At 39.1% G+C, this 26,118-nt stretch carries 21 protein-coding genes; 8 read left to right on the forward strand and 13 right to left on the reverse strand.

What is annotated here, in order from left to right; translation table 11 throughout:
• Complete coding sequence (locus ACXJIN_RS07510; protein WP_456400920.1) at positions 1-1,686, reverse strand: ABC transporter permease; 1,686 nt, start codon at positions 1,684-1,686, stop codon at positions 1-3.
• A gap of 207 nt (positions 1,687-1,893) precedes the next feature.
• On the opposite strand from ACXJIN_RS07510, the gene ACXJIN_RS07515 reads away from it, so the two are divergent.
• The 7 genes from ACXJIN_RS07515 (at position 1,894) to ACXJIN_RS07545 (ending at position 8,431) form a co-directional block, all read left to right on the forward strand.
• Positions 1,894-2,838: a D-alanine--D-alanine ligase family protein gene (locus ACXJIN_RS07515; RefSeq protein WP_456400921.1), complete on the forward strand. Its 945-nt coding sequence runs from the start codon at positions 1,894-1,896 to the stop codon at positions 2,836-2,838.
• A complete protein-coding gene (locus ACXJIN_RS07520; protein ID WP_456400922.1) occupies positions 2,831-3,940 on the forward strand; it encodes an NAD/NADP octopine/nopaline dehydrogenase family protein in 1,110 nt (369 codons plus the stop codon). The genes ACXJIN_RS07515 and ACXJIN_RS07520 overlap by 8 nt, the downstream gene beginning before the upstream one ends.
• The gene (locus ACXJIN_RS07525; RefSeq protein WP_456400923.1) at positions 3,937-5,565 is read left to right on the forward strand and encodes a cobalamin B12-binding domain-containing protein; all 1,629 of its coding nucleotides are present in this window, start codon (positions 3,937-3,939) and stop codon (positions 5,563-5,565) included. The genes ACXJIN_RS07520 and ACXJIN_RS07525 overlap by 4 nt, the downstream gene beginning before the upstream one ends.
• Before the next feature lie 30 nt (positions 5,566-5,595).
• Positions 5,596-6,486: a cation diffusion facilitator family transporter gene (locus tag ACXJIN_RS07530; RefSeq protein WP_456400924.1), complete on the forward strand. Its 891-nt coding sequence runs from the start codon at positions 5,596-5,598 to the stop codon at positions 6,484-6,486.
• Positions 6,487-6,589: 103 nt separating this feature from the next.
• A complete protein-coding gene (locus ACXJIN_RS07535; protein WP_456400925.1) occupies positions 6,590-7,231 on the forward strand; it encodes a MotA/TolQ/ExbB proton channel family protein in 642 nt (213 codons plus the stop codon).
• Positions 7,232-7,233: 2 nt separating this feature from the next.
• Positions 7,234-7,650, forward strand: a complete 417-nt coding sequence (locus ACXJIN_RS07540; protein ID WP_456400926.1) for an ExbD/TolR family protein — start codon at positions 7,234-7,236, stop codon at positions 7,648-7,650.
• Between the two features lie 19 nt (positions 7,651-7,669).
• Positions 7,670-8,431, forward strand: a complete 762-nt coding sequence (locus ACXJIN_RS07545; protein ID WP_456400927.1) for a hypothetical protein — start codon at positions 7,670-7,672, stop codon at positions 8,429-8,431.
• 44 nt (positions 8,432-8,475) lie between these two features.
• Here the strand turns inward: ACXJIN_RS07545 and ACXJIN_RS07550 are convergent, their stop codons facing one another.
• Positions 8,476-9,915 (reverse strand): HD domain-containing protein, encoded by a 1,440-nt coding sequence (locus ACXJIN_RS07550; protein ID WP_456400928.1) that lies wholly within the window; start codon positions 9,913-9,915, stop codon positions 8,476-8,478.
• A 326-nt stretch (positions 9,916-10,241) separates the two neighbouring features.
• Here ACXJIN_RS07550 and ACXJIN_RS07555 point away from each other — a divergent pair, with 326 nt between their 5' ends.
• Positions 10,242-11,180 carry a calcium/sodium antiporter gene (locus tag ACXJIN_RS07555; RefSeq protein WP_456400929.1) on the forward strand — a complete coding sequence of 313 codons (939 nt, stop codon included), beginning with the start codon at positions 10,242-10,244 and terminating at the stop codon, positions 11,178-11,180.
• Between the two features lie 229 nt (positions 11,181-11,409).
• Here ACXJIN_RS07555 and ACXJIN_RS07560 read toward each other — a convergent pair whose 3' ends face one another.
• The 11 genes from ACXJIN_RS07560 to ACXJIN_RS07610 form a co-directional block, all read right to left on the reverse strand.
• Positions 11,410-12,429 (reverse strand): hypothetical protein, encoded by a 1,020-nt coding sequence (locus ACXJIN_RS07560; protein ID WP_456400930.1) that lies wholly within the window; start codon positions 12,427-12,429, stop codon positions 11,410-11,412.
• 2 nt (positions 12,430-12,431) lie between these two features.
• Positions 12,432-13,241: a thermonuclease family protein gene (locus ACXJIN_RS07565; RefSeq protein ID WP_456400931.1), complete on the reverse strand. Its 810-nt coding sequence runs from the start codon at positions 13,239-13,241 to the stop codon at positions 12,432-12,434.
• 59 nt (positions 13,242-13,300) lie between these two features.
• Positions 13,301-13,945 (reverse strand): hypothetical protein, encoded by a 645-nt coding sequence (locus ACXJIN_RS07570; protein WP_456400932.1) that lies wholly within the window; start codon positions 13,943-13,945, stop codon positions 13,301-13,303.
• A gap of 109 nt (positions 13,946-14,054) precedes the next feature.
• Positions 14,055-15,056, reverse strand: a complete 1,002-nt coding sequence (locus tag ACXJIN_RS07575) for an HD-GYP domain-containing protein (RefSeq protein WP_456400933.1) — start codon at positions 15,054-15,056, stop codon at positions 14,055-14,057.
• Between the two features lie 13 nt (positions 15,057-15,069).
• The gene (locus ACXJIN_RS07580) at positions 15,070-16,311 is read right to left on the reverse strand and encodes a hypothetical protein (RefSeq protein WP_456400934.1); all 1,242 of its coding nucleotides are present in this window, start codon (positions 16,309-16,311) and stop codon (positions 15,070-15,072) included.
• Positions 16,308-17,993 (reverse strand): GspE/PulE family protein, encoded by a 1,686-nt coding sequence (locus tag ACXJIN_RS07585; protein WP_456400935.1) that lies wholly within the window; start codon positions 17,991-17,993, stop codon positions 16,308-16,310. Before ACXJIN_RS07585 ends, ACXJIN_RS07580 begins: the two co-directional genes overlap by 4 nt.
• A gap of 354 nt (positions 17,994-18,347) precedes the next feature.
• Positions 18,348-19,397, reverse strand: coding sequence for a cell division protein FtsZ (ftsZ, locus tag ACXJIN_RS07590; protein ID WP_456400936.1), 1,050 nt, complete (start codon positions 19,395-19,397; stop codon positions 18,348-18,350).
• A 24-nt stretch (positions 19,398-19,421) separates the two neighbouring features.
• Complete coding sequence (locus tag ACXJIN_RS07595; protein ID WP_456400937.1) at positions 19,422-20,708, reverse strand: cell division protein FtsA; 1,287 nt, start codon at positions 20,706-20,708, stop codon at positions 19,422-19,424.
• 152 nt (positions 20,709-20,860) lie between these two features.
• Positions 20,861-21,463 (reverse strand): dTMP kinase, encoded by a 603-nt coding sequence (gene tmk / locus ACXJIN_RS07600; RefSeq protein ID WP_456400939.1) that lies wholly within the window; start codon positions 21,461-21,463, stop codon positions 20,861-20,863.
• 12 nt (positions 21,464-21,475) lie between these two features.
• The gene (gene dnaB, locus ACXJIN_RS07605; protein ID WP_456400967.1) at positions 21,476-22,849 is read right to left on the reverse strand and encodes a replicative DNA helicase; all 1,374 of its coding nucleotides are present in this window, start codon (positions 22,847-22,849) and stop codon (positions 21,476-21,478) included.
• A 22-nt stretch (positions 22,850-22,871) separates the two neighbouring features.
• Positions 22,872-26,105: an LptF/LptG family permease gene (locus ACXJIN_RS07610; RefSeq protein ID WP_456400941.1), complete on the reverse strand. Its 3,234-nt coding sequence runs from the start codon at positions 26,103-26,105 to the stop codon at positions 22,872-22,874.
• Positions 26,106-26,118 lie beyond the last annotated feature (13 nt).

Below are 26,118 nucleotides of genomic sequence, written 5' to 3' on the forward strand. Positions count from 1 at the left end.
TCAATTCAAACTGAATTTTTCCATCGCCCACCTTTGCATCGGGCGCCATAACAATCTGTTTATCACGACAACGCTTAAAGACATGACAACTATACTCAACACGAGAAGCCGCATGTTCCCAGAAATGGTAACTTCGTTTATGAATGCTCCTATACCTGTAGCCTGCAGGGTTTTGTGATTAAATGTCATGTATTCCGTGACTATACTCGCGTTCCATGCACCACCGGCCGCGGTTATCATCCCTGTTATGAGGAATGGCAGAACAGTGGGAATGTAAAGCGTCGTCCAAACTTTGAATCTACTCAATTTCAAAATTTCCGCCGCTTCTTTAAGTTGGTTTGGTATGGAAGAAGCACCCGCTATAACGTTAAAAAGTATGTACCATTGCGTACCAAGGAGCATCAACAAAATTGAGCTGTAATTCAGATTTGGAAAGAGCATAACGAACCATGGATATATCATTGGCGCTGGAAATGAAGCCAATATCTGTACCACCGGTTGGATCTTTTTTGAAACGGACACGTTCTTTCCTATCAGTATTCCCACAGGTAACGTCCAGGCCACGGAAATGGCTACCGCAGCATACACTCTTAAGGCCGTAAGGCCATCCCCATACAGGATTGTGCTCAAGCTTGAAATGTTAATTTGATCAATGTAAGAGAAAAACTTCCACAATATCCATCCGGTTATCACACCCAAAATTGCGTAAAATAAAATTCCTGAAACCTTACTTGATTCTTGTCTATCACTAATTCTAACTCTCTTTACGTACCTTTTAGGCGTTCTAACGTTCTCAAAAACGTTTCGGAAAAACCTTAAAACGTGTGAATTTCTTAAAACATCCAAAATGAAAGATGTTGGCTCCTCGGACGAGGAATTGTCTTCAAATTTGAATTTGTCCGACCACGCTACTATTGGTCTCCAAAAGAAAATGTCTATTGCCAAAATCATGAGTACCATAGCAAGTATGGCATACAGTTCTCCTGGAACGTACCCATTCTCAACAGCTGTTGCCATGTATGAACCTATACCGGCAATTCTGTAGCTCTTTCCTCCAAGAGTAAAAGCTTCACAAACAGACAAGAAAAACCATCCCCCCGCCATGGACATCATACTATTCCATACGAGGCCGGGCATGGCAAATGGCACTTCCACATCCCAGAATATCCTCCATCCAGAAAAACCGTATATCTTCGAGGCCTCTATCAACTCCTGTGGCACTGATTTTAAAGATTGGTAAAAGCTAAAAGTCATATTCCAAACCTGACCGGTGAATATCATGAATATCGAAGCGAGTTCGAGTCCCATAACACTATGTGGAAAAAGTGCCATCATTCCCAGAACAAGGCCTGGCAAGAAGCCTAAAACAGGAACCGATTGAAAAACGTCTAAAAGAGGAATGAGAACACGTTCGGCGTATTTGTTACGCGCTGCGGCGTAACCGTAAGCGAAGGTGAAGACGAGAGACAGGCCATACGCGGCGAAGCCCCGTGCCATTGAAAGGAATGTATAACCTATTAAGGCTATCGGTGACAAAGAGATATTGGCTTTGTAAACCAATGGAGCCGTCCAATTCTTTGCCAACAAACCTATACCGTAGGCGAGAAAGACCATAAAAGAGAGGACTACAATATCGTAAATCGAAAATCTTACGCCTTTTCTCTCCGCTTCTACTGTGCGGTTCATCTGCAAAACCCTCCCTTGTCACTTTTCTCACCTCCACAAGTCATGTCAAAGATTGATCTTTTGAATTTTCTTCCATTCAAGCGCTTTTCATGATAACATTTTAAACTTGCATAAGTCAACGCTTTTGGAGTATTTTAATAGTGAGTAATGCGTAGTAGTTAAGTAATGAGAAGTTAGTCCTAAGAACGCCAAAAGGGAGGTGGAGACATGAGTTTCGTGATTTTAGCAGACGCAGAGCCAGATGATTTTGAAAAAGAAACCATAAAAGCTCTAAAAAACTCTTTGGAAATTGCCGATGAGACACGTATTTTGAATTTCACCCCTTTATTTTTAAACGAAATCAACAAAGGCGATATTGTTTTCAACCTGGCGGTGGGTAAAAGACATGATTTCGCTCAAGGATTCATAGCCGCCGCGTTAGAAAGTTACGGTGTTGAATTTGTTGGCTCTCCAGCGTACACACATTACGTTTGTTTGGACAAATTCACGACGAAATCTTTGTTAAGTGCTTACGGAATTTCCACACCCACTGGAGCTATCTACGATGGAAAAGAATGGCGTGGGAAGATTCCAGAACCCCCTTTAATCGTTAAGCCATCTTCGGAAGGTTCTGGCATAGGAATAGATGAAAAAAGCTTATGTGCTGATTCGAAAAGCGCTAAAAAAGTGGCGAAAGAAAGGTACCAAGAATTCAGAGAGTCTATTCTCGTTGAAAAGTACATCGAAGGTAAGGAAATAACCGTGGGAGTATTGGGATTTGGTGGTAAAATAGAAGTGTTGCCTCCCTTAGAAATTGATTTTTCCAGCTTGCCTCAAGGAGTTGAAAGATACTATAGCAAACGTGTAAAAGAAGAATATGCACAACAAACTACCTATCGATGTCCAGCCGAACTAGACGAAGAAACTTTAAAATTCGTTAAGAAAACCGCGATCGAAGTCTTCAAAGTGGTAAGAGCTCGTGATTTCATAAGAATGGATATGAGAATTTCAAATGGGGTCCCTTATGTAATAGAGGTGAATTCACGTCCGGGATTGCATCCTGTAATGAGCGATATTCCTAAAATGGTTAAGGCCATTTCCAAGGACTACAAGTGGTTGATCAAGACGATAACAAGAAGGGCTGCGGCATCAATGGAGGTGCGAAATGGATAAAAAAGAATTAAAAGACGATCTAACCTTCGCTATAATAGGAGCTGGAAACACCGGACAAGCCTTGGCGGGATACTTAACCTATCATGGTTACAAAGTAAGGCTTTACGACCGTTCAGCGTGGCGTTTTAAATATCTAAAACATCATAATATGAATTTGGGAGATGCATTTTCCAGTTCCCAACACATCGATGTTATCACCACAAATCTGAAAAAGGCCGTTGAAGACGCAAATGTAATAATAGTTTCAACGGTCGCCACAGCACATCCTGAAATAGCCCAAAAACTTTCCCAATTTCTAAAAAACGGTCAGATAGTCTTACTTCATCCGGGAAGAACAGGTGGGGCTTTCATTTTCAAAAGGGTAGTTGAAGAAACCAAAAAAGATCTTCAACTTGTCGTTGGTGAGTTCGAAACATCGTTGTTCGCAACAAGAATAACCCAAGAAGGAGCTAAAATTCGTTATTACGGCGTCAAAAAGAACGTCCATTTGGCGATGATGCCGCCGGATGATGCAATTAAAGTATGGCCTCTCATAAAGAACATTTTTCCTCAAATTGAAATGGCTCCAAATGTACTTTACACTTCTCTTAGCAATTATGGGGCCATGCTACATCCAGCTCCCGTGATATTCAACGTTGGAAGAATAGAGAATGGATTCAGGTACAGCCATTACATAGAAGGCATAACGCCTTCCATAGCAAGATTCATAGAAAAACTGGATTCTGAAAGAATAAAACTCGGAAAGTGTTTCAACATACGTCTTAGGCCTTTGACCGTTTGGTTGAGCGATGTTTACGGTTCTAAGGGGAACAACCTTTTTGACCTCTTGCAAAATACGAAAGCTTATCATTCCATTCTTGGGCCGGATACCATTCAGCATAGATATCTCATAGAGGATACCCTCACCGGGTTGGTACCCATGCTTCATCTTGCAAGAAAATGTGAAATTCGTCTGCCTGCCATAGAAACCCTTGTAAACATGATCAACTATCTTGTTGATATCGATGTGATGGCCTTTGGAAGAAACCTTGAAGACATGGGATTGAGAAAGATGAAAGTAGAGGAGATCATAAAGTACGCTGAAAGTGGAGTGAAAGAATGAAAATCGTTGGTGCATCTATTGGGAATTGTGTTCATGTGGCTGGCATTCTGTCCTTCTTGGGTTTGGCAAGATCTGTTGGGTATGAAGTGATCTTTCTTGGGCCGGCCGTTCCTGTGGATGAATTGCTGGAAAAGGCACGCGAAGAAGATGCCGATATGGTAGCGATAAGTTACAGGTTAACTCCACAAGTGGCAAAAGAGCTTTTCAAAGAATTTGAAGAAAAGATACCGAAATACGGTTTGGAAAACAAAACATTCGTGTTTGGTGGAACGTCAAAAGTTGCAGAAGTGGCAAAAGAGTTCTCTTTCTTTTCTAAGGTGTTTTCAAAAGAAAGCCGCAGAGAACTTGTCATGTATTTAAAAGGACAAACAAAAGAGAAAAAAGAAAATTTCATGCCTGCTCAAACGCTTATGAAAAGAATAGATGAAAATGCTCCTTATCCGCTTATCAGACATCATTTCGGTCAGCCAACGCTTGAAGAAACGATAAAAGGCATTGAAAAATTAGCGGAATCTGGCCTTATAGATGTTATTTCGTTAGCTCCAGATCAAAACGCCCAACAGTACTTTTTTGAGCCTGAAAAGATGAAGGCAGAACTTTCGGGGGCAGGTGGCGTTCCAATAAGAAAAAAGGAAGACTTCATGAAGCTTTACGAAGCTTCAAGGAGAGGAAATTATCCTTTAATGCGTTGTTATGCGGGAACCACGCACATAGTTGAGATGGCGAAGACGCTTCATGAAACCATAAACAATGCGTGGGCTGCAATACCACTTTCGTGGTACAACGAACTAGATGGAAGAAGCGAAAGAAAGTTTGTGGACGCTGTTAAGGAAAATATGGAAGGCATAAAATGGAACGCCTCTCATGGATTGCCAGTTGAGATAAATGAACCCCATCAATGGACACTTAGAAGCGCCCATGATACCATATTCGTCACGATGTCATACATAGCGGCTTACGTTGCCAAAAAATTAGGGGTAAAAAATTACGTTTCACAGTATATGTTGAACACTCCTCCGGGCGTTAGCTTTGAAATGGATCTTGCAAAGATGTTGGCAGCCAAAAAAATGATAAGCACGTTAGAAGATGAGAACTTCAAAGTTATCACGGAAGTAAGACCGGGATTGATGATCTTCCCGCCAGATATGGACGAAGCGAAAGGACAGCTTGGCCTTTCGATAACTGAAGGCATGTTCTTAAAACCTCAGATAGTTCATGTCGTCGCCTTCACAGAAGCGGATCATGCTGCCAAAGCGGATGAGATCGTTCAGTCGTTGAAAATAGCAAGAAGGATTGTAGAAGAAAGTATTGAAGGCCTTCCCGACGTTTACGAAATCAAAAGCACCAATCAAAGAGTAGATGAACTCATTTCCGAGGCCACATACCTGATAGATGAGATCAAAAAACTTTCTTCATCCGAAGAACCGTTGTTGGATCCACAAACGTACGACAAAGCTTTGAAAATAGGATATTTGGACACGCCAAATTTCGTGGGCTCAAAAGTTGGACGTGGAGAAATTGTTACTGCCATAATAGACGGCAAGTGTGAAGCCATTGATCCTAAAACAGGGCACATCTTGAAAGAAAAAGAGAGGATTGAAAAGCTAAAAAGCTCTCATTTCTAAAACTAAAGCGATTTCATCAGGAGGAATATATTGGAAAGAGATGAAGTAAGAACCTTACAAAGCCTTAAAGCGATAAAAATAGGAATATATGGAAATATCGTGTTGGCACTTTTGAAAATAACGTTGGGAATATTTGGGCTTTCTATTTCGCTAATAGCAGATGGCGTAGACACAATATCGGATGTGGTAAAGTCTATATTCGTTTACAGGGCAGTTGAAATATCATCTCGTCCACCATCACGTGAATATCCGTACGGTTATGGAAGAGCGGAAACGGTTATAACCAACATAGTCGGAATGTCCGTTATATTCGCAGGCATTCTTATTTTTATCGAATCAGTGGGCGATTTTCATAAAAGCCAAGCGATCGGTATGCTTATGATTGTGGGAGCTGTTATCAGTATTTTAGGTAAAATAGCCTTATCTGCCTACATGTTCAAAATCGCAAAAAAATTTAACAATCAGGCTTTGCTTGCCAACGCAAAAGACTATCTAAGCGATGTATTTGCATCTGGTGCTGTGTTGGTGGGTGGTTTGCTGGTAGCTTTTACTCATATTTCATACTTTGATCCTCTGGCTTCAATTGTTGTATCTGGAATAATAGGATACATGGGTTTCGAAATAGTTAAATCCGGTATTCCGGAAATAATGGAGAAAAATGAAAATTCGAAGATGATAGAAGAAATATACAGAATAATTAAGGATACACCGTACACTTTTCATCCGCATAAGATAAGGATTAGAAAGCTCGGACCCTATTACCTCGTCGATATGCATGTTGAACTTCCAGGCCAAATAAGCTTAAAAAAAGCCCATGAAATAACCACACAAATAGAAAAAAAAGTAAAAGAAAAACTCAAAGACGTAAGAGAAATAATAATTCATGAAGAGCCTATTGGTAACGGAAAAGATGAATGGTAATTCTGCAATTTTTATGGTAAAATACAAGAAATGTGAATGTTATTTTTAATTAAGAAAGAACAACAAAATTGATTGATGTATAAATCTTAAGGAGGATGAAGAGATGTCTGTTGGCAATTTCATTCATGGTGGTGGGCCCATTCTATTTGTGATACTGGCATTGGGAGTAATTGGCTTGCTTTTTTTCTTTGAAAGGCTTTTTGTGATATTGAAGGAAAAAGCAGAGCTTAAGATCCTTTCAGTGAAAGTGAGAAATTCAATAGCGCAAAAGAACATCACAGGCTCAAAACAGCATTGCCGAAGTTCTTCAAGCATTTTTAGCGCCGTGATGCTAAAAGCTTTTGAGTACTACGAAAAACAACGAATACACGAATTTGAAAGCACAATACAAAACTTCGTTGAAGATGAAACTTTTAAACTGGAAAAGAATTTTAGATACATAAGCATGTCAATATCCCTTTCGCCTCTTATTGGATTTTTTGGTACGGTTGTTGGAATGGTTCAAGTTTTCAGTGGAATTCAAGCCGTTGGTGGTATTTCTGGACTTCAAGGTCAGGCCTCGTTGGCGCAGGGTATAAGTGTGGCTTTGTACACCACAGTTGGAGGTTTAGCCGTGGCCATAACGATGGCCATCCTTATGACGGTGTTAAGGGAAGTGGAAGATAGACTGTTAGTCAATACAATCGAAGAAATTCGCACCTCCGTTGAGAAATTGAAGGCTATTCCAGTGGAGGAGGTGCACTGACGTTGAGAAGGAGGTTGCTTAGCGGCACAGAAGATTTTAAAATAGAGCTTACCTCGCTTGTGGATATCATGTTCCTCCTTATTCTGTTTTTAATTTTGACCACCACCTTTACGGTAAGTCAGGGTAAGTTTAACGTAAAATTGCCCAGTGCCGTTACAAGCGCCTCTGAAACACAACAAAATGGAATTCTTACCATTGTGGTCACATCAAATGATGAAATTTACTTTGGAAGCAAAAAAGTTACAATTGAAGGATTGATGAATTCCATCTCAACTTACGTTCAACAGCATGGCAAACCAAAAGCTGTTTATTTAAAGGCCGATAAGGATGCAAGATACGGTGTGATCGTGAAAATTATGGACGTACTTAGGATGCAAAAAGTTCTCAACATAAATCTGATCGTGAAAAAACTCCAATGAGACTGGAGGCGAAACGGCTTTGAGATACGTGACATCTGGCGTTCTGGCAGTGGTAATAGAACTTCTACTGCTCGTTGGAGTCGTAGGGATGGTGAATTCGTCTCCAAAAAAGGTTGTTTCATATCCGAAGGTTATATCAATAAACCTTGCCGCCGCTCCTGCGGTGACAGTGAAATCTGCCATTCAACACAAAAGTGTGCAAAAAGGAGAAAAGGGTTCTGCTCCCTTGAGTGAAGAAGACATGAAAATCCTCTCCGCTTTGGAAAGACTTCCAACTACCCCAAAGAAAAAAAGAGGAAATCCAAAGGGGAATTCTCGCGTGCAGCTGTTTGAAAAAGCCGCCTCTTCAACTCTAAATGCGTCAAATGTTGAACTTACTCCTCCAAATGATGTGAATCCAATAATGTCAAAGAGTTTTAATCCACAAGAAGCTCAGGCTAACGCCAGCATTACCTCGATTTACAATTTTTCGCAGCTTGTAAATTTGGGAATCCCGAATTTTGAAGAGATAGAAGGGAGTATGAAAAAAGATTACGAACTCGCCCTTGCAAAGCTTCCAACAGAAAAAGCGTACACCTTGGGTGGAATGGTCAAAGGTATCGTAGAAGTACAAAAAGACGGCACTGTTCGCGTTCAAAAAATAATAAGCTCTCCAAGCGTTACCCTTACTGACATATATGTTAGAAATATCGAAAAGATGATCACTTTTCCCAGAAGTTTTGCCCTCAAGGATATAGAAATAGATGCGTATTTTAACCCCTCATCAAAAGCCATTCAGTGATTTTGATGGAATAAATAGGAATAAATAGTTTTCATTTTTCTTTCTTACCATCTAGTGGTAAGTTGTGTATTACTTTCAGGAATGAATCCATATTTCACCATTATCGTCCTGACGTCCTCTTTGGCATATATTCTAACCAATTGAAGCATATTTCCGGACATGAGCTTGTACGTCGGATAAGCCTTTTCGAACTCTTCAAAAGTCATTACTTTTTCCTCTTTATCGCTTATGTAAACGCTATTTGAGAGAAATTCATCTGGATGAACCAACGTAAGTTTGTACGGAGTATCCACAACAAATATTTTGTCGAAATCTCTGAGCACACGTTCCACTTCTTTCTTATCTTCATCTGCCACTTTATTCGTTTCAAGATAAGATTTTATTTTCTTTTTCATCTCCTCTAGCTTTTCTTCACCAAGAGATTTTGAAACGGTGCTTGGATCTATCCCCGTCGTGGAAAAAGGTATCTCAACTACCAACTTCCACAAATTCCTACTCTTAAGGCGTTGAATTATTTCGTGCGCTTCTTTAAGCTCCTTAGATGGCTTTTCGCTCTGATAAAAAAGCATTTCCGTTCTTTCGATCACGTAGTTATCCGTAAGTTGTAAAAATTCGTCTAAATTGCTCAACGATTTTTTGAAGTCGAGAAAACTCATAGATTTTCTTAAAAGCTCTTGTATCATCATATCCGCTGCTCTTGAAGTTTTATGAAAATACACGTTTTTATACATCATAAATCTTCCAAACAACACCGTGTAAATATCGTCCACAACTTTCACATCGTAAGAAAGCACACTTTTACCATCTGCCATTTTTAAAATAGAAGAATTTCTTATTATTCTATCCAGCGGAACTGTTCCATAATGCTTAACACCACTGAAGTAAGCGTCTCTCAAGACGAAATCCATTCTGTCCGCTCCAAGAGGTCCTTGAACTATGTTGAAAAGTGGATCACCGAATTTTTCGCCTGTGAATATTTCATTTACTCTGTTAACGATCTCTTCAAAAGGTTTCTTTGGGATCTTTCCAAGTACCATTTCCAAATCTTCCATGACATGCTTTTGGAACATCTTAGGAGAATGAGCGTACTTTTCTTTCATGTACTTTGGAAGTTTTTCTAAAAGTAAATGTTCTCTGAATTGATCATGCCCCTCCTCATAGCCCAGACTCGAATAGACAACGTCATCAAATTGGTGGCTGAACGGTCCGTGACCGGCATCATGTAAAAGACCTGCAAGTCTACATAATCTAAATTGAGGCGTATTTTCACCAAACAGATGGCTTGCGTACAATCCTGATACATGCATCACGCCAAGTGAGTGGGAAAATCTTGTATGCGTGGCTGAAGGATAGCTCATCTGCGCTCCTGCAAGTTGTGAAAGCATTCTCAGTCTTTGAACAACCGGTGAATCTATGGCAAGAATTTCCAAAGGATACAAAAATATTTCGGAATAAAGGGGATCACGGGAAACTTTATGATACAATTAAATCGCCTCTCTTCATTTTCTTATTTTAAAAGTATTGATGAATAATTGCCATACCATTTATTATAGTACATTAAAAGCGTCTATGAAAATCCAATAGAATAAACTCACTTGGTTAAAAGTGACGATCTTAATCAATATGAAAAAACTCAAATTATACAATTCAGATCGAATTAAGAAATCAATTGAAGAATTCATAGATTACGGCAAAACTTCGAGGTAAGGAATAAACGATCGTTGAACTGGAAAGTTCGCTATCTGATTAAAAGTTCTTAAACTTCAGGCACGTTAAGAGTTTTTGGTTATCTTTTATGGAGGAATGAAACTTGTACATCGTTTTACAGATTGCTTTACTGGTAGTCGCATTGTTTTTACTGGAAAAAGGAGCAGATTGGCTGGTTGAAGGCGCTTCTTCAATAGCCGAAAGGTTTAACGTCTCTGACTTGTTCATAGGGTTAACAATAGTTGCGTTTGGAACGAGCGCTCCAGAATTTGCAGTTAGCGTTGTAAGCTCCATTCAACATAAAGGTGGAATAGCCGTTGGCAATGTGGTGGGCTCAAATATAGCCAACGTAGCGTTGATACTTGGCATAACATTGTTGATTGGAAAAATAAGCGTGAAGAAGAAAACCATAATGTATGAAATACCATTTTTAATAATAGCTCAGCTTTCCGCAACTATGTTGTTTCTAAAGGGTGGTTATCTCGATTACCATGATGGAATAATTCTACTATCGCTGTTGACCATATTTTTGGTTTACGCAACGGTCACTTCAAAAGAAGAAATCAGAATCGAAGAGAAAAATTCAAAAAAAAGCTTGCTTTTCTCATCATTTTTAACTCTGATAGGGCTTGCGTGCGTAACCGGTGGGGGAGAGTTAAGTGTCTACTCGGCGGTTAACATAGCAAGGAGCTTTAAAGTGAGTGAAACGCTCATAGCCACAACTATTGTTGCTTTTGGAACAAGTGTCCCTGAGTTGGCAACTTCTGTAAAAGCGGCTTTGAAATCAAAAAAAGATATAGCGGTTGGAAATATAATAGGATCTAATATGTTTAACATTCTAGGAGTGCTTGGCGTTTCCGCATTATTTTCAAAGATAAAACCGGATAGAAACATCAATATCGATTTGTTCTTTATGAATACCATTGGAATACTTCTTTTATTGATCTTTTTAAATAGAAAAAGAAACGCAAAAAAGTGGAAGGGAATAATTCTTCTCTTTTCTTACGCGATGTACATATTTTATGGAATATATCTCAAATGAAAAAAATTACCTACGTATTGGTATTGAATACCAGATGAACCCTCTTCATATCAACTACGTCGTCACTCCTCCAAGCCTTCCGCTGCATGCGGGAAAAACAGCCGCGAAGATGCCAAAGAAGGCAAGAATAATTTCAGCTTTGAAAAATTCATGTTCAAACTTGTGTAATTTGGAGAGTAATTGTAATTAGAATAAAAAGGCCCAAAAGAGGGCCTTTAAAACTCAGAAATCACCATTGTCTTTGCTGTTGAGAAGAAAAGAGCGGATGAGTTGTTAAAGGAATAGAAAAGTAGTTCGAGTAACTCAAGGTAACGTATTGTACACCACTTATACCACCATTTAAATCGGCATTTCCAACACTCAATGAAAGATCACCGTGCGAGAGCTCGAGCCCAAATGTTGGCATCTTAAGGTTAGAATTCCAATTTGCAAGCACACCAATTGAATTCCTTCCATCTATTTTGTAAGTTAACATTGAATTGAAATCCTGTAAAGGGTATCCAGCTCTGTTTGGATCGTTAAAATCGTACCAGATCTTGGCAGCTTTTGAATTTGGTCTTCTGGCGTACTGTGCTGAGAATTCCCATGGTCCCATGTAAGTCTTTCCTCCCAACAAAACCGTTGGAATTCCCAAAGAGATGTTTGAAAGATCCATATCATAAGCCGCCGCAAACCATAAATTCGTCCTAAAATTCTGATTTTCCAAGGAAAGTGCTATATTTGTAGAAAGAGATAGATCGTTGTTTCCCTGTTTGCTAGCGTAAAGATAAGCTTTGTAATTGTTTCCTTCCAATCCTGCGTAAGCGGCTGGCTCTGAATACTTCCAATCGTACCTTAATCCCACATCGTAAGTGTAGTTCTTGAATTCAACTTCCACTCCGGTTGTCGTATCGTAAAAGCCTCCAACTCTTAAAAGGTACATTTGTCGTGTTAATGTGTGCTTTGATTTAAAACGGCCAATGTAAGCGCGCCAGTTACCGTTTCTGTAAGATGCGTACCAGTAAGTTGGCTCCACAAGCTGAAAATTTCCAACGTTAAACGTCTTATGGGTACTCATGACGTAATCTTCCAAATTCAAACCCATACTGTTCGTTAACGGTACCCTAAAATAAAGTATTGGCCACACGTTACAAGCTCCACTTTGCAGATCGGAAGTGTAGAATGTTAAAACGCTTACCTTCATTCCAGAGGCAAAAACTCCCAAAGACAGCAACGCAAGAATTCCTAAAATTAGCACCGTTTTTCTCATTATCAATTCCCTCCTCCTACAACTTTAAATTCAAAAGGAGCGTGAAGAAGCATCTCTCCTTTGTTTCCATTTTTCCACACTTCACCGTAAACTTTTACATCTTTATTCAAGTAAAGCACATTTAAAGGGGTGGCAAACTCTCCAAGTTCTGGTTTTCTCACCGTTACCGAAAAACACGAAGATGACAGGGTTACGGAATACGAAGAAGAATTTTCAGTAGACGGATGAAATTCAACCCAGGTGAGTTTGCCAATGTACTTGGAAAGATTTTTATCCACCACGCAAGCTTGCACAGTTGTGGCATCATCGTACTTTGAAAAAAGACCTAATCTATGCTCGTACGCGTAACGGTAATCTTTCCAAAATTCTTGAGTATGCTTTGAAGTGTCGGAATAAGTCAGTGGCCATGCAAGACCATGTTTGATTATGTCGGCGTTCAGCATTAAAGAGGTGGAATTCACATTCACATAAACGTAGGCAAGCAAACGATGATATCTATCATACATGTCCTTATCGAATTCCAATCTTACTCTGTTATTCGCTTTTGTTATCAAATTTTTGTTAAATTCGTAAGCCTCTTGACCATATTCACCAATGGGTTTATCGCTAAAATCGTGTGTTTCTGGCGCATCTATACCTATGTATCTCACACTCATTTCAGCACCGTTATAAAGTACATCTATCGTATCACCGTCCACAACTTTAAGTACTTTGTATTCATTTTGAGCGTTGAATTTCAAACAAGAAGAAAGTGATAAAGATAAAATTAACGACAAACCAACTAAAGTTAAAAACAAAAAGTACTTTTTCATAACTTTTTTCACCTTTTAAAATAGGGAGAGGCACTCCTCTCCCTATTTCTAAATCTATTTCATTTGCTCAATTCGTCATTTTGATCTCTTAAAACGATCTTCCATTCGCCATACATGTACTTCACATACCCTTGCGCGGAAACTATATCCCCTGTTGCCAAAGACGTTAACCAGTTTCTGACATTTGAATCGTAAGAATAAATGGTTATATCCTTGGTTCCATTTGATAAAACAACATTACCATATTTGTCAGCTACTTTCTTAACCGGCAAATTGGTAACTTTTACAAGCATCCAATCATCACTCGTGCTCAAAGCAGTGTTTGTAGGTATGGATATTACCGCTACGGTACCCGTCCCTATTTTCGTTACATCAGATGTAGATGAAGGATCGATAGAATAATTACCCTTGTAAAGCTCAATGGTCCCCACAACTTTCAACTTGTCTCCTTCTTTGTAAAGGTTTCCTATTCCCGATTTTGCAATGTAAACGTTTATCGCAGCCGAATTGTCCTCAATTACCACATTATCACCGAATCCAGACGTTACCACTCCCACAACGGTAGCCGTGGTATTTACACCGCCACTTATGGCGTTCTTTATCGAAACCACGCCATTTTTGTTGTTGACATTGGCGTTCATACAAGAGCTCAATACAAGCCCCAAAGCCAATACAACCATTGCGATCAGCAAGAATTTTTTCATAACACTCCCCCTCCTTGTAAAATGGATTAGTAGGAAATTATATCACCAATCTCAATACTCGTCAACGTTTTACATTTTCGTCCGAAAGCTTACAAAAAGGAGTGCACTTTCATTTCAAATTTTTGTACAACGTGAAGATCTTTTCAGAAACTCTGATAAAGGCATCCACCACTTTAGGATCAAATTGAGTACCGGAATTCTTTTTCAATTCTTCCAGACCGTCCAAGTAGGAGCGTGGCGGCTTGTAGGGTCTTTCACTAACAATGGCATCGAAAGAATCTGCAACTGTTACTATTCTAGCTTCGATCGGAATTTCTTCACCCTTCAGTCCGGTTGGGTAACCGCTTCCATCGTATTTTTCATGATGGTAAAGGGCTATTTTCTGAGCGCACTTTAAAATGTCAAACTCACTTTCCAGTATTTTAGCTCCTATTTGTGTGTGCGTTTTCATGATTTCCCATTCTTTCTCGTCGAGTTTTCCCTTTTTTAAAAGAATTGAATCCGGAATTCCTATTTTTCCTATATCGTGAAGTGGAGCCGTAAGTCTTACATCTATGATCATCTCAGGAGCAAGTCCGAGTTCTTCTGCCAGTATTTCAGAGACTTTTCCAACTCGCTGCGTGTGTTCAGAAGTATCGTTGTCCCTGTACGAAGCCATCAATTGAAGCTTCTTTAAAAGTGTAAAGCCCAGGCTTTCACTCTTCTTGACAGAACCAAACATCTTCTTGAATTGTGTTAAAAAGTCTGAAATTCTTCCACTTGAATACGGCTTTCCAAGCTTGTAAGCGGCAAAAAGCGCGGGAAAGATGATCCTCAATTCTTCCTCGTCAAAGGGAAAGTCCAATATTTCATCTGCTCCTGCGTTGAAAATATCTTCTTTTAATTTTTCATCTCTGTATGGAAGCAAACCAAAAATTATGGTACGTCCGTTTCTTTCTCTTATCATTCTTATCTTTTCAAGATCGTCCTTTTTCCTAACATCAACGATCGCAACTTCCATATTTTTGATATCATTGATATCAAATGGCGTAACTTCTACACCTTCGCTTTTTAAATTTTTTTCCAAAATACTCTTTAAAAACTCGTCTGTGGAATCAAAAAAAACTTTCATCATCTTTCCTTTCTCAAAAGCAAACCACGTTACGTCTGTACTCTAAATATCTTCCACCAATGGATACTATTGCATCAAAGAGATAGGTACCCGTAGATGGAAAAGTTAATTTCTTCCAGCTTTGTGAATTCACGAGCAAGCGTGTACCTCCAGAAGGAACAATTATATTGTGAGATGATTTGTCGGAAAAACGGTACAATTCTCCCGCTCCACGCTTTATTTGAATGGTTATAGAATTCACGGTAACAAATTTCTTTTTCAAAGATGTATTCAAAAGCCAAAGTGAAAAACCAACAGGTTCATTCTTAGAAACGGCCATTGGAATATCGGAATTTAGTTTCAATTCATCCATATTACCAACTTTTGAGGATAAAATCACCAGAAATGTTGAAGTGGCGTTCAAGCTTTTGTTTCCAACAACATGAGCTATGAGCTTGTACTCTCCAGGGGAATTTATTGGGCGCATGTTGAATTCGTAAATGCGCTTTTCCTCCGCCGGAGCTAAAAGAGCTTCTGAAGGCACTTCAAAATTTCTCCTGTACAGCACCTCTTTCGTTTGTTCGTTTAACAGTTCAAAATACACGCTTTGTGTCTCAAGATCCAGGGGTTTAGGAGTGTTATTCTTGACGTATAAATCGAAAGTTCCCCTTTGATTGGTTACAAAGAAATCCTGTCCAGAAACGAGAAGAGCTTGAATTTTCGAAAGGTATTTGATTTGTTTAGTCAAATGAACTGCCCTTCCGTTGAAGTTCATAAGAACATCAATTGTGTATACGCCGTCCTTCAAATTTGAAAGATTTACTTCTCTCTTTAAATCGTAAATAAGTACACTTCTCTTTCGTTCCAAAGAGGATTTTATCGTTTTGTCAAAATGGAAGGTGTAAACATCTGGACTTGCTTCTGAACCCACTCTTACGTCGAAAGAATAAATCGAAAAATCTTCTTTTTTGTCGGATGTATTTATGGCATACACTTTAAAATCTAAAGGTTCACCACATAGAAAATCCGTCTTGGGAGTCCTTATGTACAACTGAAAATTCCCAACAGTTTTTAAAGATTGACTAACTATATTTCTTTGTTTTTGAGTAACGAAGTACACGAGGACTATGACCACCACCAAAGCCACGTTGAAAAAGAGCAAAAGCTTTCCCTTTTTCGGCATACGAGATGGGGTTTTTCTTTTTTCTTTTTCCTCATCTATTTTTTCCCATTCCTCTGGAGAACGAGAATGATATTGATACTTGTTTTCCTTCATTCATTTCTCACCACACGTGTTACCTCTTCGTACGACGTTATTCCCTTCAAAATCTTTTCGATGCCGTCTTCAAACATCGTTCTCATACCACTTCGTCTCGCTTCTTCTCTTAACTCTGTATCAGAAGCGCCCCTGTAAAGCAAGTTTCTTATTCCAGGAGTTACTATCATCACTTCATTTATCGCTGTTCTTCCCCTGTATCCGTCTTGACATGTGGGACACTTTCCAGGTGCGTACATTTTGATTTCCAATTCTGGATGCACTTTCTTCGCAACTTCTACCACTTCTTTTGGCGGTTGAACTTCAACTTTACACTCATCACAAAGCTTTCTAACCAGTCTCTGACCAACTACACCGATAAGGGAAACGCCTATCATGTGAGGATCCAAACCCAAATTCACCAATCTTGAAATGGCAGAAGGGGCATCATTTGTATGAAGAGTGCTAAAAACCAAGTGTCCAGTCATTGACGCCTCCATTGCCAATTGAGCCGTTTCCCTATCCCTGATTTCACCAACCATTATTATGTTTGGATCCTGACGCAAAATCGCACGCAAAAAACGTGCGTAAGTCAAACCTATTTCCGCATTTACTTGGCACTGATTTACACCATCTATATTGTATTCAACTGGATCTTCAACGGTTATTATGTTCTTGGTAACGTCTTTAATTTCATTTATAGCGGCCACTAACGTCGTTGACTTCCCACTTCCAGTTGGTCCCGTGAGCAATATTATCCCATACGGATAATTTATCAATTCCATGAACCTTTTCGTGTTGTATTCACTAAAGCCAAGATCCGATATTCTTTGTTCAGAAGCCGAAACTTTCAGTATCCTCATAACGATTTTTTCGCCATAAACGGTTGGCATGGTTGAAACTCTGAAATCGTACTGTTCATTTTTGAAATTCATGAAGTACTTTCCATCTTGAGGCAAACGCTTTTCAGATATATCCAATCCAGACATGATTTTAATCCTTGAAACTACCGATGAATGGGTTTTTAAAGGGTATGTGGTGATTTTTCTCAAAATACCATCTATCCTGTACCTAACAGTGACCAACGTTCTGGAAGGTTCTATATGTATATCACTTGCACCCTGAACTATTCCCCCTTCAATTATGGCTCTGACAAGTCTGACTGCCGGTGCCTCTTCTTCATTTTCTTCTTCCTCTTCTTCTTCAATTATTTCATTGTTTTCCTCTTGGGGCATATCTTCAAAATCCATTGAAAGTCCCGTGTCTATTTGAGAACCGTAAATGTTTTGATAAACCACATCGAATAAATCCGTGGGCACTATCGCTACTTTCGCATTTAGCCCCGTTATAAAGCGTATTTCACGCACAACCTGTGTGTAATTTATAACGTTATCGGTTGCAACGTAAAGCGTATTTCCCTCCTTTTTGTACGGAATGAGTCTGTAAGCAGAGGTTAAATTTTTAGGTATCGAATTCACAACTTCGTAAGGGATATTGGAAGGAAGTTCATTTAATTTTGGAAGACCGTATTGAGTGGCAAGCGCTTCTGCGATGTCATCCCACGTAACGAAGTTATTTTCAACGAGCACACGACCGATAGGTTTTCCGCTTCTTTTTGAAATTTCCAGCGCCCTTTCCAGTATTTCCGGAGTTATGTATCCCTTTGAGACAAGAATTTCTCCTATTCTTTTGTAAGTTGCCACACAAGATCGCCTCGTTTTTTCAATTTCTCAATTCACTCTTAACACGCTTCAAGCTTAATATAGCTAAGTCAAAAAATCCAACCGATGTTTTTCACATTCCTATACGCCATTCAAAGCCTTGCCATAACCTATGAGTTTTCCAGGAACTAACCAGATCTGGTGAGCCTTGAAAAATGCTTTTTCTCGCTTGTGAATCAATAGATACTCTTTTTCCCTTTTCAAAAATTGTCTTTATCTCATATTGATTAAAATCTTTATTTCCACGTGCACAAGGAGTTAATTCAACACAAAACCCACAAGAATCCCTCTAATAAGGAGTTTATTTCTTGTGGGAAAAATTAGAAAAAGAAAGATTCATTTTAAAAATTCATCCAGACCTGATCGATATATAGCCGGAATATCACTATCGTTGAAGAGCACTTTGTCAGGCTCTTCAAAGCCCGTTGCTATAAGCGTTACCCTCATTTCATCATCTGGTATGGAATCGTCTATTATAAGTCCAAATTTAACATCGGCCTCTTCGCTACATCCCTGCCTGATAACAGAAGCTGCCACATGCATTTCTTTCATAGTAACGTTCTTCGGCGCCGATACGTTTAAAATTATCGCTGAGGCATTGTTGACAGGTTGATCCAGCAGTCGCGATTCCATAGCCATTTTTGCCGCTTCCTCTGCCCTGTTTTCGCCTTTTCCTATTCCTATTCCCAACATAGCCGGCCCGGCGTCCCTCATCACGGATTCCACGTCCGCAAAATCCAGGTTTATGTATCCGCGTTTGGTTATCAATTCAGATATGCCCTTTACCCCTTGATGAAGGGTTTCGTCTGCTTTAAGAAACGCTTCTGGAATTGTTATGTCCACCGGGAGCTCTTCTAAAAGCTTGTTGTTTGAAATGCGTATAAGGGTGTCTACTTCATTTTGAAGCTTTTTCAGTCCCTCCATAGCTATTTTCCATCTGTTATTTCCTTCAAAGTAAAACGGTGTGGTAACTATTGCCACAGTTAGTATTCCCAGTTCTCTTGCAATTCGCGCTATGATGGGAGTTGCTCCCGTGCCAGTACCTCCACCCATCCCGGCAGTCAGAAATAGAAGATCGGTATCGTCCAGAACTTTTTCTATTTCGTCCACACTCTCTTCTGCCGCTTTCTCTCCAATTTCAGGATATCCACCAGCTCCCAATCCACGGGTAGTCTCTGCGCCAAGTTGTATCGTTACATCTGCTTGACTGGCCTCTAAGACTTGTAAGTCGGTATTTGCCGATACAAAAATCACGTCTTTTATTCCAGCTTCTATCATCCTGGTTATAGCGTTATTCCCAGAACCCCCAACTCCCATTACTTTTATGGTTGGAATTCTTTTGACTTTCCTTTCACGTCTACCTTCTTCTTCAATTTCAAAAGGCATTTGTTTACCTCCCTTTTGAAGAGCTCACACCAATTTTTTCAAAAATTCCCACACTTTTTTGAGTACACCATCGTTCGCATCGCCGCTATCTTCCGTTTCAGAAGCCACCACTTTTGAAAAACCGGCATTTTTGAAGTTCTTTCCTTCGATGAATGCGTACCTGTATCTATGCACAAAGGCGCCAAAAAGGGTTGCGTACACTGGTGAAGAAATTATATCTTCTGCTCCACTTACTATGACATTATTTGATGAGGCGTAAGTGCCTATTCTACAAGTCATGTTAAAAACGGATGAACCGATCTTAGAGATATTTGGGATTGCAGCCCCTCCGCCCGTTATCACCACTCCTACTGGACTAAAAGAAGGATTATTTAAAAGCTTTGCGGTACTTCTCCGTGATATACTCAATATTTCACGTACCCGAGCGTATGCCGCTAAAGAAAGAGAACGTTGCTTTATCTCTTTTTTCGTTTTGTTGTCAAAATCGGTCGTTTCAACCATCACATCTTCGCTTATGCTTTCGTAATCAAGATTTGAATGGTAAAAGATCAGTCTTTCCGCTTCGGTGTAAGAAACCTTGAAAACTTTGGCAACATCCTTGATCACACTGTTAACACCCAACGGCACGAAGTAAAAGCCCGCAGGCACTCCATTGGTATAAGCAGTTACCTTTGTCGCGCTGTAACCCATGTCTATGCAAAGTATTCCTCTATCTTTTTCGCTTTCGTTTAAAACGCCTTCAGCTGCAAGAATTCCAGGGTGTGAAATTGTCACAGTTGAAAAATTATATCCACTCAAAAGATTCAAAAGTTCATCTTGAATTTGTTTCTCTATCTTTACTGCCAACATTTCTGCAATGAGCTTTTGCGTCGACATTGAAACCGGATTTACAACCGTTCTTCCATCATCCAATTTATACTTAACAGGCAAGACATCTACCACACTTTCTTCTTTCATCAACGATGAAAAGATGTCTCGCACATGCCCTTCTTTTACAATTTCACGTCTTTCACCGGCAAAAGTTTTTTCTACCTTTTTATATTCCATGGAGAATACATTCGAAGAAATCGTTACTATCAAATCTCCATTGAAATTTTTCTTTAACAATTGAGACTGCAACTCTCCCAGAGCTTCTCCAATACTCGCGCGCAACCCTACAGCGTCAACTATTCCATCATTCGAAAAACCATTCGATTTTACGATGGAATAACCCAATATCTTGTATCCATCACTCACGCGCTCACCTACCGCAGCTTTTACATTGTAAGTTCCGACGTCAACAACTGTTACAAATTCACCTATCTTTGCCATCCGCATCAGCCAGCTTTCGCCAGCTTCACACCTCCTTATTTTGGGGTGTAAAACGACTTTTCACCATTTCGGAGTGAAAAGTTGTTATTTCCATTCCTTGAATTTAATTACAGATCGAATTATTATACAACAAGGTTCTAAAAAAAAAGAAATCAAAGAGCAAAATGCTTTTCAAGTTCTTCGATTATTCTTCGAAATATTTTATCTTCTGGTTCTCTACCATCGATCAAGATAAATCTTTTTGCTCCTTTTAAAGAATTATAACCTTCTATAACTTTTTTCATGAATTCCCATCCTTCGGCTTCTAATCGATCCTTAATTCTCATCCTTTTCTCAAAAGTTTCCTTATCTATTTCCAGATAAAAGGTAAGATCGGGATAGATCATGTCCGTGGCGAATTCGTTTATAAGCGTTACAATTCTTTTTCCAAGTCCCCTTCCAAACCCCTGATACGCAACGGAAGAATCTATATATCTATCCAATATCACGTATTCACCAACTTCAAGTCTCGGCTTTACCTGTTCTTTTACCAATTGAGAGCGTGAAGCTACGTAAAGCAGAAATTCAGTTTTTTCATCCATGTTGTTATTAGAGCTATCAAGTAAGATTTTTCTTATCTTTTCCCCTATATTGGTTCCTCCTGGCTCTCTGAAAACAGAAAAATTCACCTTCTTGTTTTTCAAATAATCACTTAATTTTTTTATTTGAGTGGTCTTTCCACATCCGTCTATTCCCTCAAAAGTTATAAGTGGCATAGAACACCTCCGTTACTCATGGGTTTGATCTCTTTCGTAAAAACTCGCAAATCTTGGAAAGAAACTCACAACAACGCTTCCTATAGGCCCATTTCGTTGCTTTCCTATTATTATTTCGGCATCCTTTGGAGCGTTGAAGTCGAATTCTTCTTCATCCTCGGCGTTTTTCTGCTTTTTTCTGAAATAATCCTCTCTGTGGATGAACATAACAACGTCGGCATCTTGCTCAATCGCGCCGGACTCTCTTAAATCGCTCAAACGTGGTCTTTTTTCATCGCGCTGCTCGACGGCACGGGAAAGTTGAGAAAGCGCTACCACACAAACGTCAAGTTCTCTGGCCAAAAGCTTCAGAGATCTGGAAATTTCGGAGATTTCCTGCTGTCTATTTTCGTGTTTCGTTTTGCTATGCATAAGTTGAAGATAATCGACAAACATCACATCCATACCGTATTCTTTCTTTATCTTTCGAGCTTTGGTTCTCAATTTCATCACATCCAAAGAAGGGTCATCGTCTATAACCATTCTGGCATTTTTTAAGCGGGCGGCGGCATCCGTTAGTCTTCTCCAATCATCTGGGCTTATAGAACCAGAGCGAATGTTTTTAAGATCTACGTATCCTTCAGCGCATAACATGCGTTGAGCAAGCTGTTCCGCAGACATTTCAAGGCTAAAAAAAGTTACATCATGCTCGTAGCGCAACGAAATATTCCTCGCTAACGTTAACGCCAAAGAGGTTTTTCCCAACGATGGTCTAGCAGCCAAAATCACCAGATCGGATTTGTGAAGACCGGCGGTCATGCTATCCAACTCTCTAAACCCTGTTGGTATTCCAGTTATGTATATACTGCCTTCTGGCGATTCTTTTTCCACCTTAAGTTTTTCTATATTTTCAAAGGACGCATTTATCACTTTTTCCAAAGGCAAATAAGTCTTGGTCGTTCTATCTTCTGCTATTTTGAAGATCATTCTTTCGGCGTCGTCAAGAATTTCGCTAACCTCTCTTTGTTCGTAAGAAAGATTGGCTATTTTTGAAGCGGTGCTTATCAATTGACGTAAGATCGACTTTTCTTTGACCACTTTTGCATAATATTCCACATTTGAAACTATTGGCACGGAGTCTGCCAAATGCATAACGCCTATTTCTCCACCAACCAATTCCAATTGTTTTTTAACCTTTAACCTTTCAGTTACGGATAACACATCTATAGGTTCGGATTCTTTAAAAAGATCTTCCATGGCTTTGAAAACAACTTTCGTTGGTGTGAAATAAAAATCGGAAGAGCTTAAAATTTCGAAAACGGTATCAGCCGCTTCTGGATCCAAAAAGATCGCGCCTATAACGGCTTCTTCAGCCTCTTTGCTTTGAGGCATGATTTTTTCTTCTATAGTTAGATCACCTCTTCAACCATCAGAAAAAGGAAAAGCCAAAACTACCTTTTACGGGATCTACGGATAAGTACTTTTCTGGAAAAGCTGTTATGTAAAGTGTTAATGAAAAATCTGAAACCTTAAAGCCATTAGCCGCGGAAAGAGCTATATTTCCCTTTAAACCTAAACAATCCAAAGACTTTGAAAAACTCACATTCATGCTTTGTAAACTCCCGCGTGAAAAATTTCCATTTGAAGACAGCGAAATTCCTAAATTCTTAATATTTCCAGAGGCTTTAAAGTTCAAATCATCAATTGAAAAGTTACCGCTTTTTATCACAAAAGTTGAAGACCACTTGAAATTGTTGAAAAACAAGAAGTTTCCCAACGAGGCGTTCAATTTGTTTGATACATCTGAAAATTTCTTGGATGAATAATCGTAAAGCGTTTCCGCATGGTAAGAAACACCCTTAAAATGAGAATCCAAAATGTACTTCGTATTTACAGGTTTAAAAGGAGAAGGTTGAATAATTGTGGTTGTCTTTAAAACATTTGAAATTCCCAGCAAATTGAACTTTGAAGAGGTTACCAACCCTATATTTGACCATGGATTGGTAACGTTGTTGAAGTTGTAGGAAAATTTTGCATTGGCACTGAGCGGAATGAGCGGAAAATCGTACGAAAGAGAGAAAGCCATATTGTTTTCAAGGTTATGAGTATCGAATTTCCCAACATTCGTACCCTTCACGCCAATAAAAGTATGAACTACAGATGTTTTTAAGCCAAATAAGTTCTTCGAAAGCGATGTTTTAAAAATGGCTGCCAAGCGGTCTGAAAGCACAGAATTGTTACTGTCTTTTTCCAATCCAGTCTTCGCACCGTAGGAAAAACCAAATGAAGTCCCCCAAAAATTATACGAAATAGAGTCAAATGCGTATTCGGCGTCCATGAAGATGGAATAACCAAGAGGCGAATTCGATTGGGAAGAAAGTTTTCCGTTGTATGCTCCCGAAATGGATTTTAAAGTTAAAAATCTAAAGGGGAGCGAAAATTTCCCATTTAAGGAATTAGAAAAAGTAAAATCTTTAGAAGGTAAGTAGAAAATTCCGTTTCCTTTGAGTTCACCATTTGCTTTCAATTTTCCCAATGAAAATTTCAAATTCTTAACGGAATAAGGAAGTTCATACTTTTGATTTTTTCCATTCACAAATTGCAAAGCTTTCAAAGATAAGACATTACCCATTAAGGGACCGTCTAATGTAAAAGAAACGTTCTGCGTGTCATCTTTAATATTTCCTTGATAGGAAAAAGAGCTTTTGTATTTTTTGAACTTCATCGTTCCACCGAATTTCACACTTTCAGCGGAAATATTTCCATTTTGTGATGTGTTAGAATAGGAAAAATAAATTGGGATACTTGCCAATTTGGCATTTACATCGAAACCTTGAATGAATCTACCGTTGTCGTTTGAAGAAAAAAACGCATCTCCACTTAAGTTTTCAGAAGGGTAAAAATTGAATTTCACCGCTTTATTCCACCCACTCGCTGAATGATTGAATGTTATCTCCATAGGTTGTTTTCCTCCACTCAACGAGTAATAATACTGTGGTAAGTAAAGAACGGGTAAGCCAAACAAATACATAACAACGTTGTAGGCTATAAGATGATCCTGAGGTACAAAATAAATACTTTGGGCTTGAATTTTGTAATGTGGCGGGTTGAACTTACACGTTGTTATGTATCCAGGCGATATGATGCTTGTACCACTTTGTGTATCGTAAACAGATCGCTTTCCGTAAAAGTAAACGTCCTCTTTCGTTCCCTTAGCGTTCTTTACCTTTTCAACTCCACGCAAATCGCAAATTATGGCTGTATCCTGCCTTAGTTTGACACTCATCGAAGACGCTGAAATTTTTTTATCTCCCTGGATGAAAACCACATTTCCTTCAAGAAGCGCCAATGTGGCCAGCCCGTCCTTGTTGAAGAAGATTTTTAAGGTAGAGGCGCTGACAGTATAATTTTCCGATTTTATTTGAACGCCATGCGTGTAAATCACTTCCGTCGCTGAAACGATATCCAGCTGGCCAGCATTTATTTTGAAGAGTTGCGCACCAAATGTTTTTGTGCCAAAGGAAAAAATTGAAAATACGAAAATAACCAGAAGAACCGGTATTATTTTCACAAAAAATTCTTTTATTTTGAACATCAAACGGCTGTCCAAAAGCAAGAAAAAAGCCGCTCCTAACAATGCGAATATCAGATCTGGCAGCCATGAAGCCATCACCGGTTGCAACAATCCGTTTTTTCCCATTGCGCTAAGCCAAGCGCCAGAGCCTTGATATAACACTACCAGAACAAAGGTGACAATAACTCCCCACGATTTACTCTTTATTCCAAAAAAGAGCGAAAAAGGAACACCCAAGAAGGCAATTATCAAAGCGGCTATCGCGTTGGCAAATCGAGTATTGAGTTCTACGATGTATATTCTTGGATCTAAACCCAGCCTTTTGAAAAGCTTTATACGATCTAAGAGCTCTCTTGAACTCATCGATTGCGCGGTTTTTTGTGAACGTATAAATCTCACAACATCCTGTGTGATGTTAAGCCGCATGGTCTTAAAATTCATATCAAAGCTCATCAAACCGTCTTTTAAAGTGTATACCCTTCCATTTCTTAAAACCCACTTTCCTTTTTCAAAAGAAGCCGTTTTCGCATACGTGACTGTAAAATCGTTGCCCTTTATCTCGTAAATAAGAACGTTATTGAATTTCTCAGTTTTTGGATCGAATTTTTCCACGTAAAAATAGCTATTTCCAGCTTTAAAAAAGGTATTGGTTTTAACTTGCGGAGTTCCGGAATGCCAAACGACTTTTTGTAGGTAATCAGAAGCCTTTGAATTGTAATTTGGAACGACGAAATCCTGAATAAAATACGTTCCAACGCTCAGTATCAAGCCCATTAAGAGAAATGGAACGACTATTTTTTTCAAATTAATACCATGAACTTGAAAAGCCATAAGTTCTCGACGAGATGAAAAATTAGAAATTTCCCAAAATATAGCCAGTAAAACACCAACTGGTATTCCCATAACTACAAATTCGGGAAGGTTGTAATAAACAAGCACAAGGAGGCTCCAAAAACTCACATGGTTCTGAACTATAACGTCAGACAGCTGATAAAGAAGCTCAACGCTGACGAATATTATGAAGCCTATTAAACCTATGAAAAATGGTAAAATGAACTCTTTAGAAACGTACTTACATAACGTTTTCAAAAATTGCACCTCC

Source organism: Mesoaciditoga sp., from assembly GCF_054006115.1.

Excerpts from the sequence above, each read along its gene's own strand:
- ACXJIN_RS07535 (WP_456400925.1), top strand. The coding sequence starts at position 6,590 with ATGTCTGTTGGCAATTTCATTCATGGTGGTGGGCCCATTCTATTTGTG.
- tmk (WP_456400939.1), bottom strand. The coding sequence starts at position 21,463 with ATGCCACTTATAACTTTTGAGGGAATAGACGGATGTGGAAAGACCACT.
- ACXJIN_RS07560 (WP_456400930.1), bottom strand. The coding sequence starts at position 12,429 with ATGAGAAAAACGGTGCTAATTTTAGGAATTCTTGCGTTGCTGTCTTTG.
- ACXJIN_RS07565 (WP_456400931.1), bottom strand. The coding sequence starts at position 13,241 with ATGAAAAAGTACTTTTTGTTTTTAACTTTAGTTGGTTTGTCGTTAATT.
- ACXJIN_RS07595 (WP_456400937.1), bottom strand. The coding sequence starts at position 20,708 with ATGGCAAAGATAGGTGAATTTGTAACAGTTGTTGACGTCGGAACTTAC.
- ACXJIN_RS07510 (WP_456400920.1), bottom strand. The coding sequence starts at position 1,686 with ATGAACCGCACAGTAGAAGCGGAGAGAAAAGGCGTAAGATTTTCGATT.
- ACXJIN_RS07570 (WP_456400932.1), bottom strand. The coding sequence starts at position 13,945 with ATGAAAAAATTCTTGCTGATCGCAATGGTTGTATTGGCTTTGGGGCTT.
- ACXJIN_RS07580 (WP_456400934.1), bottom strand. The coding sequence starts at position 16,311 with ATGAAGGAAAACAAGTATCAATATCATTCTCGTTCTCCAGAGGAATGG.
- ftsZ (WP_456400936.1), bottom strand. The coding sequence starts at position 19,397 with ATGCCTTTTGAAATTGAAGAAGAAGGTAGACGTGAAAGGAAAGTCAAA.
- ACXJIN_RS07575 (WP_456400933.1), bottom strand. The coding sequence starts at position 15,056 with ATGAAAGTTTTTTTTGATTCCACAGACGAGTTTTTAAAGAGTATTTTG.
- ACXJIN_RS07520 (WP_456400922.1), top strand. The coding sequence starts at position 2,831 with ATGGATAAAAAAGAATTAAAAGACGATCTAACCTTCGCTATAATAGGA.
- ACXJIN_RS07515 (WP_456400921.1), top strand. The coding sequence starts at position 1,894 with ATGAGTTTCGTGATTTTAGCAGACGCAGAGCCAGATGATTTTGAAAAA.
- ACXJIN_RS07525 (WP_456400923.1), top strand. The coding sequence starts at position 3,937 with ATGAAAATCGTTGGTGCATCTATTGGGAATTGTGTTCATGTGGCTGGC.